The organism is Anaerolineales bacterium (assembly GCA_015075725.1).
In the GTDB taxonomy this organism is placed as follows: Bacteria; Chloroflexota; Anaerolineae; order Anaerolineales; family Villigracilaceae; genus Villigracilis.
In genome coordinates this window covers 146,731-160,752 of sequence record JABTTV010000001.1, presented here as the reverse complement: position 1 = coordinate 160,752, position 14,022 = coordinate 146,731, and the positions used below count along the sequence as shown (strand labels likewise).

The following is a 14,022-nucleotide window of genomic DNA, read 5'->3' as shown; positions in this document are numbered from 1 at the left end:
GTTTTTATAAATTTCTTTCTCAAACCTGACAGGTCTCCAAAGACCTGTCAGGTTTTTTTACCGGTCCTTTACTATTTCTTGCTTCTCTCCAAATTCAACGCCAACAACCTCTCCAATATCTCCTCATCGGACAGAGTGTTCTCCCAGCCATAGGCGGCGAAGACGGCGTCGTCGAGCTTTTTATGCGCCAGTTCCAGCCAGGTGGGACGTTGGTTGTATAGGTTCGTGAGCGTGCGCTTTTTCGACCCCTCCCCAGCCCTCCCCGAGCGGGGAGGGAGCAAGCTCCCCTCTCCTTTTGGAGAGGGGCTGGGGGTGAGGTCCGCATTCAGCCAGCGATCTCTCTGCTCGACCAGTTCCTTGGCGGCTTGCGCGATGGCTTTCACTTTCGGGTCATTTTGCTTTTCTTTCCCCGGCGGATAGGGTAAGGGGAAGGTTTCAAAGGTGGATGTTGGCGTATAACGAAAGCCACTTTCAGCTTCTCGTAATTGTGTGCCTGTTGATCTTGCCCAGAGTTCGTGAAGTTTGGAATGCAAGACACCAAAGAAATAGTCATCTTGACGTGGAAAGATATAAACTCCATCATCAGGGGTTGTTACAGAATCAACCCAAATAAATACTCGATGTTTTGAAACTCTAGGTGTAGCAATATATCTTTTGAAACCTTTGATGGAATTGCGTAATCCAATTGCTACTTCTGAATGTTGCCACCAATAATCGCGCCTGCGTGCTCGATTATTTTTCTGTCTTTCAGGAAATACATGCTTCTTAATATATTCAAAAGGTGCTTCGTACTGACTTGCCTCTGATAAATCCATATTGCCAAAGTCAATTATCCAAGTATTTTTTGTAGGTGTCCCAACTATCGCTTGCCCGTTTAGCCAAGGTTTTATTACATCGCTATTAGATTTACCACTAGGATTACCTGCAGCTAATAAAAATTCTTTAGCTAATACTTCTGGAATATCAAATGCACCACCTTTTTTCGTGCCACTAAAAGCTAAATCTGAATTTTCAGAAAGCCTATTTGCTTTTGTTGTATCGCTTGTGCTTGTAAGATTTGAGTTGATTGAAGTTACGTTTTTATTGTCAAGAATTCGATGCTTTTCTTTTCCATCATCGAACCCAATCATAGAAACATGGACAGTTGCACCATCTAAAATCCAATCTCTATCAGATTGCGCCCAAAAGATTTCCCCAGTTTCTTTAATTCTTTCCAAGACTTTTCGATTTGCCCCACCGCGAATAGCTTGTGTTGCTAGTAATCCGGCACGTTTAGCTTTACCTTCTTCAATCATCGCGCGTGCTTTTTCAAACCAATAACAAACCAAATCACAAGCCGGTAATCTGTCTCCATAAAAATTAAATAATGCTTTGGTGTATTCTTCGCCAAGTTCTCCGCGCATTTTGCTTGCGCCCAAAAACGGCGGATTGCCGATGATGACATCCACGGCGGGCCACTCGGGTTCACCTACAAGACCTGACAGGTCTCCAGAAGACCTGTCAGGTCTGGATTTAGGTAACGCAGGACCTTCCTGCTGAGACCTGTCAGGTCTGACGACGGACATAATCGCATCCATCTGCACAATATTCTTCGTCTTTTGCAGGATTGGCTCGTTGGGGTGCCCGTAGCCGTTATCCCTCAGCCATTGGATGTAGCCGATCTGGATCGTCATCTGCGCCAGTTCGTGGGCGTATTCGTTGGTCTCGATGCCGTACAACTGCGCCGGGGTCACGGTCACGAACGGGCGGTTGATTCCCATTTCTTCCGTGAATGCCGCCACCTCGTTCTGCAAATCCAGCAGGAGGCGCAAGGCAACATACAAAAAGTTCCCGCTTCCGCAAGCCGGGTCGAGCACCTTCACCGAGTCCACCTTGTTCATAAACCCGAACAACGCGCTCTGAATCTTCTTGCGCAACCCCTCTTTCTTCTTTCCTCTTTCTTTTTCTTCCTCAACCTTCAACTTTCTACATTCAACCTGCAACGCTTTCCACTCACGACGCAACGGAGCCATCAACACCGGCTCCACGATCAACAGAATATCGTCTTCACCCGTGTAATGCGCGCCAAGTTGTGAACGTTTGCCGGGATCCAGCCCGCGCTCAAAGAGAGTGCCAAAGATGGAGGGTTTGATTGCGCCCCAATCCAAGCCGTCGATGTCGGCGATGATGTCCATATCCGCGCCGTCCATTTTCAGCACGCGGTCATCGTCGAACAAACCGCCGTTGAAATGCAGGATCTTGTCCGAGCCGAAATATCCGCCCGTATTCATGGCGCGGAAGAGTTGGCGTAATACTTCTTGAAAATCGCGCGCATTGCGGCGCGTCTGTTCGAGCAGGCGCGGGAAGAGTTTCTCAGGCAATAAACCGATATCTTCTGCGAACAAACAGAACAACAGACGGATCAGAAAATGCGCCACATCCTGCGGCGTCTCGCCGTAATCGCGCAGGTTCTTGGCAAGTTTGGCAAACTTCTCCGCCGCCTCGCGCGTTACGCTTTCGATCGTCTCTTTCGGTTTCAGGTCCTCGGGGCTGGTAAAAACTTTTTTGAGCAGGTCAATACTTTCAGGCTTGAGCAGGTCCTCGAGCCCGAGAGTATACGTCCGCGTGGGCAGGTTGGTGTAATTGGTTCGGATGACGATAAAGTTGATGTCGGAGACCACAAGCACGGGCGGATTCTGAAGCGCGTCACGATAACGGAGGAGCTGTTCATACGCTTTATCCAGGTCTGCATCCTTGCCCTTGTACTCCCAACCGAAAAAGCCGAGTTTCGCCACATCCGCCCAGCCTTGTCCGCCGCTGGTCTTTGCCGCGCCCATTTCAAAGGCAAAACGCGTGCCGGTCGGGTCGTATTCGTTCGGGGTTTGATGCCCCACCAATTGGCAAATATCGAGGAAATGTTCCTGATACGTTTGCTTCTCGCGCGCCGTTACGCGCTGCCATTTACTGATAAATTCCTGCGGAGTGATCGGCATGATAAGAGTCCCTTTTCGTAATTATACACGCTAGACCTGACAGGTTTCCCAAACCTGTCAGGTCTTTTACCCAACCCTATCTCTCCGCCTTCGTAACATTCCCTGCCAGATCATGGACCGCGATCACAGCCCCGCCGGTGTGTTGCGAAAGGAACCTCCACCACTCCGGGGTATTTTCTTCCTGCGCGGCATCACCCTCTTCGAGGATCGTTCCATCGTCCCCAAAGACGGTCACATGCACTTGTGTAACCATCACATTATCGCTCGCCCTAATTCTCAATAAGGACCCATCCCGCTTCACTTCATGGATCACAGGCGCATGGAAAAAATCCGCGATAGCCATGTTGTAGGCATTCCTCGTGGTCCCTGCCGCCAGCTGGGCATAGATTGGATGTACCTTCGAAGCGACCTTGGCGTACGCGCTGGCTGCTTTCACCTTGGAATGGTGCTCCTTCTGCGCCTCGCTCAACACCCGCTGGCTGAAATCTGGCACCGCCGCCAGGATCGTCCGCCCGTCGCGCAAATGCCGAAAGACAACCTGCCCTGCAAATTTTCCGCTCACGCCTTCCAAAATGATGTTTTTTCGTACTTTTGCCATGTTTACCCTTCTTGACCGTTCCGTTCACCCTTCGATATATCTGTATCTTATCTGTATCCTGCCTGTATCCAAACTATATCCTTCTCCCATTATACAGTTAATATAACCCCTTTTCGCCATTTCGATTCAAAGGGATGCGTCTATAGGTTTACAGCGCAAAGTCCGACGCTAGAGAGCGTCTAATACGCTTCAGCGTAGCAGACGTTCTCTAACGTCTGCCAACCTTGCGCTGTAATGTTAGATCTTCCTATTTTTTCCTGGATTGGGGTGCATTTCTGTTTTTTCGCTGAATTAAAGTGATCGAGGTCGCGAGACGATGTATGACATTTCCAAAACCTGTCGGGTCAAAATGTTGGTTGCTCTCAGCCCTCCCCAAAATCGCGCCTGACCTGTATAATCGCGCCCAATGAATCCTAACCTCACGTCCGCCGCCGCTCAAGCCGCCGCCGCTACATGCGACGCCTGCCAACCTGCCACGGCTTGAGACGGAACCGAAAGGAAACCCAGTCCCGAAACCAACAGGTTCGGGATTTTTTATTTCAACCTGCAACCTGTAACCTTCAACCTGCAACCTGCAACCTTCAACCTGTAACCTTCAACCTGTAACCTTCAACCTTCAACCCCACTTGGTATAATTCGCCCGCCATTTCAACACTTCGGAGTATTTCATGACCAAAAAACTGACCGGCAACCAGATCCGCCAGGACTTCATCGACTTCTTCGTCGAACACGGCCACACCGCCGTGCCTTCGATGTCGCTCGTCCCAGGCGGGGACTCCACGCTGCTCTTCACCAACTCCGGCATGGTGCAGTTCAAAGACGTTTTCCTCGGCACCGACAAACGCCCCTACACCCGCGTAGTCGACTCGCAGAAGTGCATGCGCGTGGCGGGCAAACACAATGACCTTGAAGATGTCGGCCGCGACGACACGCATCACACCTTTTTCGAGATGCTCGGTAACTGGTCATTCGGCGATTACTACAAAAAGGAAGCCATCGCCTGGTCATGGCAGTTGCTCACCGAAGTCTGGGGCATCCCCAAGGATAAACTTTACGCGACCTGCTTCGAAGATGACAAGGGCGACATCCCGCGCGACGACGAAGCCGCAGACGCGTGGAAGGCACAGCCCGGAATGAATCCCGATCACGTCCTCTTCTTCGGGCGCAAGGAAAACTTCTGGCAGATGGCGGAGACGGGTCCCTGCGGTCCGTGCTCCGAGATTCACATCGACCTCGGCGAAGAACGCGATAATTTGCGCGGCACGGATCATGTCTGCGGCGTGAACGGCGAATGCAATCGCTTTCTCGAACTGTGGAATAACGTTTTCATTCAATACAATCTCTTCGACGATGGCCGCCTCGAACTGCTCCCTGCCAAACATGTCGATACCGGCATGGGATTTGAACGTATCGTTGCCGTTTTACAGGGCGTCGATTCCAATTACAAGACCGATCTCTTCACTTCTTCGCTTGAAGTGTTGCGCTCGCTCACGGGTCACAGCGAAAAAGAAATGCTGGCAGATTTCACGCCCTATCGCGTCATCTGCGACCACGCCCGCTCGGCGGCGTTTCTCATAGCGGATGGAGTCGTTCCGGGCAACGCGGGTCGCAACTACGTGGCGCGCATGATCGTCCGCCGCGCGGCTCGCTTCGGATCGAAGCTCGGACTCACTGAGCCTTTCCTTGCAAAAGTTGCCGAAGCCGTCATAGAACAATACGGCGATTTTTACCCGGAATTGAAAAAAGCCCAGCCTGCGATCATGGATAATTTGACCCGGGAAGAGATCCGCTTCGCCCGGACGGTCGAGGCGGGTACTAACCATTTGCAGAATCTACTCTCGGAGCTCCGATCCTCTAATTCTCTGCTCTTGGATGGTCACAAAGCCTTCGACCTGTATGCCACCTACGGTTTGCCCTTCGAGATCTCCCGCGACATCGCCCGCGAACAGGGACTGGACGTGGACGAAGCCGGTTTCAACGACGCAAAGGAACATCACGCCAAGGCTTCCGGCGGCGGCAAGGCCATGGGTAAACTCGGCGGCGAAGACGCCGAATTCTTCGCTGGCATTTTGAAAGACTTGCAAGCCAAGGGAAAACTCGGCAAGGACGGTGTGGAGTATGACCCATACAACGGCACGGATATTTCCCGCTTTTCGAACCTTGAGGTATTGGCTCTCGTTGTAAATGGGCAGTTGGTAAATTCTGCCGAACTTGACGATCAAGTCGAAGTCATTCTCCCAAAGACCGGTTTCTACATCGAAGCGGGCGGTCAGGTGGATGATACGGGTTACATCCGTTCCGTAGGGGCGGGGTCCTCCCGCCCGGATTCTGCCGGGTGGGAGATCGAAGTCACCGGCATGCGCCGCGCATCTGCAGGTGTGATCGTACATATTGGCACGGTCATCTCCGGCCAGCCAAAGGTGGGTGACAAAGCCACCGCCGAAGTGGACATCGTCCGCCGCCACGACGTGATGCGCAACCACACTGCGACTCACTTGTTGCACAAGGCATTGCATGAGGTTTTGAGCGATCAAGCCAAACAGGCGGGTTCGCTTGTGGCGCCGACGCATCTGCGATTCGACTTCAACCACCCCGAAGCGATGACGCCCGAACAGGTCGAACGGGTGGAGCGCATGGTCAACGAAGCGATTGCGGCGGATATGCCCGTGGTCAAGGTGACCAAGTCGCTGGACGAAGCCAAAAAGGAAGGCGCGATGGCGCTCTTCGGAGAAAAGTACGGTGAGACCGTCCGCACGATCTCCATCATGGAAGATGAGAAAGATAAATACTCCTACGAGTTGTGCGGCGGGACTCACCTTGAACGCACATCTGATGTCGGCACATTTCTCATCGTCAGTGAAGGCTCGGCAGCGGCAGGTGTGCGTCGCATCGAGGCGGTCACCGGGCGCGGCGCGTATGACTTGATCCATAAACGCTTCAAGACCTTGAAGCAAGCAGCTGGTTCCCTCAAGACTTCGCCGGATGAAGTGCCCGCGCGCGTGGACGCATTGCAGGATGAAATCTCTGAGTTGAAGAAGGAACTTGCCAACTTACGCTCGCAATCCGCGCTTTCCACTTTCAACTTGCTGCTCTCCGGCGTCCAAACCGTCAAAGACATCAACGTCCTCGGCGCTGAGATTCCGAATGCCGATGTGGATACGCTCCGTTCCTTGGCAGATAAATTCCGCGAAAAACATCCGAAGAACGGCGCGGCATTGTTCGTCTCAGGCAGCACTGTCATCGCCACCGTGACCGAGGACGTGGTCAAACGGGGAGTCAAAGCCGGGGACCTGATCACAGGCATCGGCGGGAAGGGAGGCGGACGTCCCAATCTTGCGCAGGGTAGCCTGAACGGAGATGTCAAGCAGGCGCTGGAGAAACTTCCGAAGGTCGTCGAAGAAAAAACAAGGTAGGGGCGACCCGTCAATATCTCGCGTGACTCATTGCGCGAGAAAGGGTCGCCCTTCTGTGAGCTACGCTAGAATCATCCCGCCAAAGCCGTTCAAACGAACGGCTTTATCTTTTATATCCTCGCCGCCCGTCAACTTGAAAGGACATTCGGATGCCTCGAACTCGAATTCTTTTTCCCGCGCATCGAAATTCAACAATGCAACGCGTTTTTCTCTTTGTGTTTTTCGCGCGTAACCCAGCACATTTCCCGGCAATCCGCCCAACATCTCCAGCGTCCCCTCCTGCATCGCGATGTTTTCCCGGCGAAATTTCAGCAAACGTTTGAACGTGTTCAGGAGCGAAGTTTCATCCGCGTTTTCCCGCTTCACATTGACCGTTGGATAATTCGGATGCACCGGCAGCCAGGTCTTTTTTGCCGCAGAAAATCCGGCGTTCTGTGACTCGTCCCATTGCATCGGCGTGCGGACCTCATCGCGGTTCACGGTCACATCAAACCAATCGAAAATGAATCGCGGGATCGCGGTGTATTTGCGCGGAATCGGATCGAGCGCCGTCGCGAATGGAAGTTTGAGATTCGTCATGCCGATCTCTTCGCCGTAATACGTGCAGGTCACGCCTCGAAGCGTGAACTGAAGCATGGCAAGCAGTTTCGCCTTGCGGAAGTCGTCTCCCAGCCGGTGAATGCTTCTTCTTTTATCGAGATTGCTGAAGACATATACCGGCATGAATGGCGGCGGGAAATGTTTTTCGATATCTCGAATCAATTTCCGGAAATATTCCGCCGTGAATTTGAATTGCAGCATCTCGAAATCGAAGACGAGGGTCAGCCCATCGTTTGTTTCTTCCCCGGCATATTTGCGCACGACATCCCGCGCAGCAGCGACTTCGCCGACGGTGAGGATTTCGCCGAACTCGTCGGTCAAAGTTCGAAATTCTCCTGCCAGGTCGAAGGATTCAGGCTGGTCCTGCGAATATTTTGCTTTTTGCAGAAACCCGGAAGGATCGTTCGGCGTTGGCGCAAACTTGAATGCGAAGGGATTGTCGCGGAATTCCTCATCCTTGTAAATGGTATTGAAGATGTCGAGGCGGTAACCGTCCGCGCCTTTGTCGAGCCAAAAGCGGGCGATGTCGAACATCGTCTTTTTAACTTCGGAGTTGCGCCAGTTCAGATCCGGTTGGAAGGGGAGAAAACTCGCCCAATAATATTGTCCGCGTTCCCCGGCGTAATGCCAGCCGGAGCCGCCGGTCATGCTCTGCCAGTTGTTAGTCTTGTCGCGCCACAAATACCAATCCGCCTTGGGATTATCCCGCGAAGACCTCGACTCCAAAAACCAGGGATGCTGGTCGGAGGTGTGATTGAGGACCAGATCGAAGACGATCTTCATGCCGCGCCGATGCGTCTCTTCGATCAGCTGCAAGGCATCCTCCATCGAGCCGAACTCCGGGGCGATCGAGAGATAATCCGCGACGTCGTAACCGAAGTCCCGTTGGGGTGAGGCGAAGAAAGGGGAGACCCAGATCGTCTCGAAACCGATATCCTTCAGGTAATCCAGTTTTTGGATGATGCCCTGCAGGTCGCCAATGCCGTCGCCGTTCGAATCCATGAACGAACGCGGATAGATTTGATAGATCGTCGTTTTGTGATACCAGGGGATGCCCATTGGTGATAAAACAATTCTCCAGTATGGTGAAATCGCTTCCGCATTATGGCAGAATGATTTAGATCGTCCGAGTGGGGGAACAATCCCCGCAGGCGATACGTCCATTATAAAAACAATTCGTGAGTAGAGGACGTTCTCTAACATCCAAAGCGGCTAATTCCCGCAAAAGGAGGTCCCATGACCTGACATCACCCCGCCCCATGAAGAACAGCCGGACGCCGCCTGCTGGTCTTCCATTCGTCCGCGCAGTTTGCGCTCTCATGCGCAAACCCAAGACAATATTTTCCAAATTAGGAGAAGAGAAAATGAACACCTTACGCAAAGCCTTTGGCTATTGTGCGGTTTTCCTGTTGGTGTTTCTCGCCGCATGCGGCGGGTCGCCAGCGACCGAAGCCCCCGCAACAGAGGCCGAATACTACGATTACGCTCCCGCCGCCACGGAAGCCGCTCCCATGGAGGAACAACCCGCTTCCATCATTCCGCAAGGCGGCAATTACCCGGCCCCCACTGCAAACGCAAACAACGAACCGTACGACATGTTCTTCGAAGACTATGGAGTCAACCCGTCCATTGATACCGAAGACGACAACCTCTCCACGTTCGCATTGGATGTGGATACCGGCTCGTACACCGTCATGCGGAATTATCTCAACGACGGTTTCCTTCCGCCGTCCGAATCTGTGCGCGTGGAGGAATACATCAATTATTTCGATCAGGGGTATGAACTTCCATCCGAGCATCAGACCTTCAACATTTACATCGACGGCGGACCTTCGCCCTTCACCCAAACCGAACGCTACGACATGCTCCGCATCGGGATTCAGGGATACGAGGTCCCGGACGAGGAGCGGAAAGATGCGTCTCTGACCTTCGTAATAGATGTCTCCGGCTCCATGGACATGGACAACCGCCTGGGCTTGGTCAAACAATCGCTCGAAATGCTCGTCGAGCAGCTTCATCGCGATGATACGGTCAGCATCGTTGTTTATGGATCGGAGGCGCGCATCGTTCTGGACCCGACACCCGGTTCGCAATCCGGACGGATTCTCTCCGCCATCTATTCGCTCCGCCCTGAAGGCGCGACCAACGCCGAAGCCGGTCTGCGCCTCGGCTATCGCATGGCAATGGAAGGCTACAATCCGGATGGAATCAACAGAGTGATCCTCTGCTCGGACGGGGTGGCAAACGTCGGCGAGACCGGACCCGATGCCATCCTCGAAGAGATCGACCATTTTGTCGAAGAGGGCATCACGCTCACCACCATCGGCTTCGGCATGGACAATTTCAACGACACGCTGATGGAGCAACTCGCAGACAACGGCGACGGCTTCTATGCCTACGTGGACGACCGCGATGAAGCCCGCAAACTATTCGTCGATGAGATCACAGGAACATTACAGACCATTGCACTGGACGCCAAGGTGCAGGTGGAGTTCAATCCTGATGTGGTGAGGAACTATCGGCTCGTCGGTTACGAAAACCGCGATGTGGCAGATGAAGACTTCCGCGACAATGATGTGGACGCGGGCGAGATCGGGGCGGGTCATTCTGTGACGGCGCTGTACGAGGTCAAGTTGTATCCCGATGCCTACGGAAAGATCGCCACCGTCTACATGCGTTGGGAAGACCCCGATACGCATCAGGTCGTGGAGATTTCACAGGATTACTACGCTGACCAACTCGAACGCGACTTCCGCAAAACCGATCCGAATTTTCAGCGTGCTGTGGTGGTCGCTGAATTTGCCGAGATATTGAAAGGCAGTTACTGGGCGGAGGACAGCTCGCTTGACGACGTGTACGACGAAGCCCGCCGTATAGAAGATGATCTGCGCCGCGACGACGACATGGAGGAATTTGTGGATTTGGTGAAGATGGCTCGTCGGTTGTGGTAAATATTGTAGGGGCGACCCGTCCGCATCTGAAATAACATCGTTGCGCCCGAAAGGGTCGCCCCGTATCGGATATCAAATCGTCTTGACAAAGGGCGACCCTTCCATTGCGCCCCAAGGTCTTATCGGACTTTGCCGGGTCGCCCCTACGTTGTTATAAACGAAATCAGCACAAACGCGGTAATGATGACCAACTGTGCCATCGGGTAGAAACTGGCGTTATCGAAGAGTTTAGCCGCCATGCGTCCTTCGGTCTGCCGGCGGTAAAGATCATAGCCGGGTTTGAGCAGTAAAAAGGCTCCGGCAGCGGCTGTGGCTAGGCTGTAGAACCAGCCCAAATTAAGGGGAGAGGCGAGGGGGAGGAAAAGGCTGAGGAGGACGGTTAATCCAAGTGTGATCAGGACGATGACTCCCGCTGTTTGGGTCCCAAGTTGAAGCGGGATGGTTTTAGCGTTGACGCGCCTGTCCTCGGCCGTATCGTTCCAATCAGCGGGGACGTTTTGCCCGCCGATCTCCCAGACGAAGACCCAAGCGAGGACGAGCAAAACCATTGGGAGCGCGGGGTTATTGTCCACGACGTAGATGGCGGCGATCGGTCCGCTCGATTTGACCAGTCCGCTGACGAAGGTGCGCAGGTAGGTCACTTTGAGCAACAGGACGTAGATGACCTCGAGTATCGCGGCGCTGATGAGGATGACCACGATGAACGGATTCAAATAATAAGAACCTGCAAGCGCGAGCGCCAACCAGACCGCGAACCACAGGATGCCGCTTCGGTATGGCAGGATATCCCGCGCGAGCGGATAACGCAAGTCGGAGGCTTCGACGGAATACCCGGCGTTTATTCCCTGCGCGTATTTTTCCTTATCCACAAGGACGCCGACGAGGTCGTTGAGGGCGTAGATGGCGGTGTATGCCGCGAACGCGGTGAAGAGCGATACGGCGATGGTCAGGATTGGGGGAAACGCGCCGAGCCATAACAATGCGACAAAGCCGGGCAGGGCGATATCCAATACGCCGTGTGTGGTGCGGGATAGCGCGAAGAAACGTTTCATTGATTGTCTCCACAAATCATGTCATTGCAAACCGGGGGCGATGCGATCTCTTGAAAGGACCGCATCGTGGAGCCACAGACCCCGTTGCAGTGACATATAAATTATTTCTTTTTGAAATGCGCCATGTAGTTCACGTCTTCTTTATCTGGGGCGACCTTCCAACTGCGGGCGAGGGGATTGTACATCAGACTGGCGAGACGCACGAACTCCAAACCGGCTTCGCGATTCCAGGCTTTCAATTCAACCGGGCGGATCAATTTCGAGTACGTGTGTGTGCCGCGGGGTAAAAGGCGCAAAATATATTCGCCGCCGACTATCGCAAACAAAAATGCCTTGGGTGTGCGGTTGATGGTCGAAAAGAAGGCGAATCCGCCCGGCTTCAACGCTTGGGCGCAAGCCGCCACCACTTTGCCGGGTTCCGGCACATGCTCCAGCATTTCCATGCAGGCAACCGCGTCGAACACGCCCGCATGGTTTGCGGCGAATTCTTCGGTGCTTTCGTAACGATAGTCGATGTTCAATCCCTGTTGTTGAGCGTGTCTTCGAGCGACTTGAAGCGACGCCTCGGACAGGTCCAGGCCTGTCACTTGCGCCCCGGCTTTAGCCAGCGCCTCAGAGAGGATTCCGCCCCCGCATCCCACGTCCAGGATTTTTGGGTTCGGAGTCGCAATCCCCTCCATGATGAACTTCGTCCGCAAAGGGTTGATGGTATGGAGCGTTCCCATCTCGCCTTTGGGATCCCACCAGATTTGCGAGACCCGGTCGAACTTGTCGATTTCCCTGTTGTCGGCGTTATCAAACGTGGTCATAGTTTATGGCGATCCAATCCTCTAAATTCTTTGCTGCGAACTCGATCTCGTCCGCTTTGATATCGTTCAGGAAGACGCAATCCCCGATTCCGCGCGGCATTGGGACGCGCTGGAGTCCGTTTCGGTGGTAGGTGCGCTCCGTCAGCGAAGCCCATAGCAGATCCGGGTCCAGAAGCGAGGCGTCGAGTTCGTATCCCAACGAAACGACCAGGCGGAAGATGCGCTCCGTCTCTTCGTCCGATAATAGATTCCTGCCGCTCGCGATCACTGCCGAGAGGAGGATGTCGAATAATACCGCCTCGCCGTGGAATAGATGGGCTTCGTGGCGGGTTTCGAGGCCGTAACTGAACGTGTGCCCGAAATCCACTTTGCGCGCCAATTCCTCTTCGAATAGGTTGGGCTGTAATTCATCGATCATTCCATCGATTGCACGGTCAAGGATGACGCCGCCTATCTCGTCCTGGAAATGCGCATCGACGCTTCGCGCCCCGTGAATCTCGAGCAGGTCGAACAATCCCGCATCTTTGATGACCGCCAGTTTGATGATCTCGCATACCCCGTTCAGGATGTGACGGCGCGGCAGGGTCTTCAGGAAGGATTTATCGAGCAGGACTTTTTGCGGGGGATGAAACGCTCCGAGGCGGTTCTTGCTCCCGTTGAAATTGATCCCGGTCTTGATGCCGATCGATGCGTCGACATATCCCATTAACGTGGTCGGCACTTTGATATGCGGGACGCCGCGCCGGTAATTTGCCGCCACAAAGCCGGCCACATCGGTCAGCACGCCGCCACCGATGGCGATGATCGGTTCGTCCCTGCGGTGGATCGGGAAGGAATCCAATTCACGCAAAAAATAAAGATGGTGTTCCAGGGTCTTGTTCTCTTCGCCGCCGGGAAAGGTGACGATCTTCGCCTCGATGTGATGGTGTGAAAAATAGTTTCGAATTTCGGCGGAGAAGTGCCTCTCCACATTTTCGTCCACCACCACGAATCGGCGGGCGTCTTCTTTTCGGCCCACCGAGAGAAGCGCCCAATTCTGCGGATGGAACAGGTTCGAGGTATTGATGACCTCGTATTCGATCGTGTGTTGATATGTGACTCGTCTTTTGCTCATTCTTACTCTAAATGACCTGTCTCCAATTGGATTTCGCTTCCAAAACACGCCTGGCAAGCGCCTGCGCCAGTTCAAGGCTGTGGTTCTTGTAATTGCCGCATTGCGCGATGTTGGCGTAGGGCACTTCACTTGCGGCGAGAACATCGTTCAATATTTTTTCATACACGTCATGGACAGCTTGCATACGCCCTTCGTTGAAAAGGATGAGATAAAATCCTGTTTGGCATCCCATCAGGCCGACGGAGATGAAATTTTTCGGCATGTATTTTTGAAAGCCCCATAAAAGAAAATGCTCGAAGGAGTGCATTTCGGTGGACGAAAGAAAAACGGAATTCGGCTCATTGATGCGCAGGTCGACGGAATACACCACGTCGCCGGAGGGTCCCGGCGTTGCGGCGCGTAATTTGACGTGCGGAGCCTTCAGCAGGCGGTGGTCCAATTCCCCGACCGTCCCAGCCTCCCAGCCGAGTTGGGCAAAATCCATCATGACTCTCTCCTATATATTCACGCGCG

General features: G+C 53.5%; 9 protein-coding genes. 2 read left to right on the top strand and 7 right to left on the bottom strand.

The window, feature by feature from the left end:
• Positions 1 to 71: 71 nt before the first annotated feature.
• Both HS100_00725 and HS100_00720 read right to left on the bottom strand, forming a co-directional pair.
• On the bottom strand, positions 72 to 2,966 hold the full coding sequence (locus HS100_00725) for a class I SAM-dependent DNA methyltransferase (protein MBE7432415.1): 2,895 nt from the start codon (positions 2,964 to 2,966) through the stop codon (positions 72 to 74).
• 82 nt (positions 2,967 to 3,048) lie between these two features.
• The gene (locus HS100_00720) at positions 3,049 to 3,570 is read right to left on the bottom strand and encodes a hypothetical protein (GenBank protein MBE7432414.1); all 522 of its coding nucleotides are present in this window, start codon (positions 3,568 to 3,570) and stop codon (positions 3,049 to 3,051) included.
• Positions 3,571 to 4,238: 668 nt separating this feature from the next.
• On the opposite strand from HS100_00720, the gene alaS reads away from it, so the two are divergent.
• Positions 4,239 to 6,983 carry an alanine--tRNA ligase gene (gene alaS, locus HS100_00715; protein ID MBE7432413.1) on the top strand — a complete coding sequence of 915 codons (2,745 nt, stop codon included), beginning with the start codon at positions 4,239 to 4,241 and terminating at the stop codon, positions 6,981 to 6,983.
• A gap of 60 nt (positions 6,984 to 7,043) precedes the next feature.
• On the opposite strand, the gene HS100_00710 is transcribed toward alaS, so the two are convergent.
• On the bottom strand, positions 7,044 to 8,642 hold the full coding sequence (locus HS100_00710; GenBank protein MBE7432412.1) for an alpha-glucosidase: 1,599 nt from the start codon (positions 8,640 to 8,642) through the stop codon (positions 7,044 to 7,046).
• A gap of 200 nt (positions 8,643 to 8,842) precedes the next feature.
• Here HS100_00710 and HS100_00705 point away from each other — a divergent pair, with 200 nt between their 5' ends.
• The gene (locus HS100_00705; protein ID MBE7432411.1) at positions 8,843 to 10,534 is read left to right on the top strand and encodes a von Willebrand factor type A domain-containing protein; all 1,692 of its coding nucleotides are present in this window, start codon (positions 8,843 to 8,845) and stop codon (positions 10,532 to 10,534) included.
• 143 nt (positions 10,535 to 10,677) lie between these two features.
• Here the strand turns inward: HS100_00705 and HS100_00700 are convergent, their stop codons facing one another.
• The 4 genes from HS100_00700 to HS100_00685 form a co-directional block, all read right to left on the bottom strand.
• Positions 10,678 to 11,586 (bottom strand): UbiA family prenyltransferase, encoded by a 909-nt coding sequence (locus HS100_00700; GenBank protein ID MBE7432410.1) that lies wholly within the window; start codon positions 11,584 to 11,586, stop codon positions 10,678 to 10,680.
• A 101-nt stretch (positions 11,587 to 11,687) separates the two neighbouring features.
• Positions 11,688 to 12,395, bottom strand: coding sequence for a bifunctional 2-polyprenyl-6-hydroxyphenol methylase/3-demethylubiquinol 3-O-methyltransferase UbiG (gene ubiG / locus HS100_00695; protein ID MBE7432409.1), 708 nt, complete (start codon positions 12,393 to 12,395; stop codon positions 11,688 to 11,690).
• Positions 12,382 to 13,509 carry a sedoheptulose 7-phosphate cyclase gene (locus HS100_00690; GenBank protein MBE7432408.1) on the bottom strand — a complete coding sequence of 376 codons (1,128 nt, stop codon included), beginning with the start codon at positions 13,507 to 13,509 and terminating at the stop codon, positions 12,382 to 12,384. Before HS100_00690 ends, ubiG begins: the two co-directional genes overlap by 14 nt.
• A gap of 7 nt (positions 13,510 to 13,516) precedes the next feature.
• Entirely contained in the window at positions 13,517 to 13,996 is a 480-nt protein-coding gene (locus HS100_00685; protein MBE7432407.1) for an S-ribosylhomocysteine lyase, read from the bottom strand.
• Between the last annotated feature and the right edge of the window lie 26 nt (positions 13,997 to 14,022).

Excerpts from the sequence above, each read along its gene's own strand:
- ubiG (MBE7432409.1), bottom strand. The coding sequence starts at position 12,395 with ATGACCACGTTTGATAACGCCGACAACAGGGAAATCGACAAGTTCGAC.
- HS100_00690 (MBE7432408.1), bottom strand. The coding sequence starts at position 13,509 with ATGAGCAAAAGACGAGTCACATATCAACACACGATCGAATACGAGGTC.
- HS100_00685 (MBE7432407.1), bottom strand. The coding sequence starts at position 13,996 with ATGATGGATTTTGCCCAACTCGGCTGGGAGGCTGGGACGGTCGGGGAA.
- alaS (MBE7432413.1), top strand. The coding sequence starts at position 4,239 with ATGACCAAAAAACTGACCGGCAACCAGATCCGCCAGGACTTCATCGAC.
- HS100_00705 (MBE7432411.1), top strand. The coding sequence starts at position 8,843 with ATGAAGAACAGCCGGACGCCGCCTGCTGGTCTTCCATTCGTCCGCGCA.
- HS100_00700 (MBE7432410.1), bottom strand. The coding sequence starts at position 11,586 with ATGAAACGTTTCTTCGCGCTATCCCGCACCACACACGGCGTATTGGAT.
- HS100_00710 (MBE7432412.1), bottom strand. The coding sequence starts at position 8,642 with ATGGGCATCCCCTGGTATCACAAAACGACGATCTATCAAATCTATCCG.
- HS100_00720 (MBE7432414.1), bottom strand. The coding sequence starts at position 3,570 with ATGGCAAAAGTACGAAAAAACATCATTTTGGAAGGCGTGAGCGGAAAA.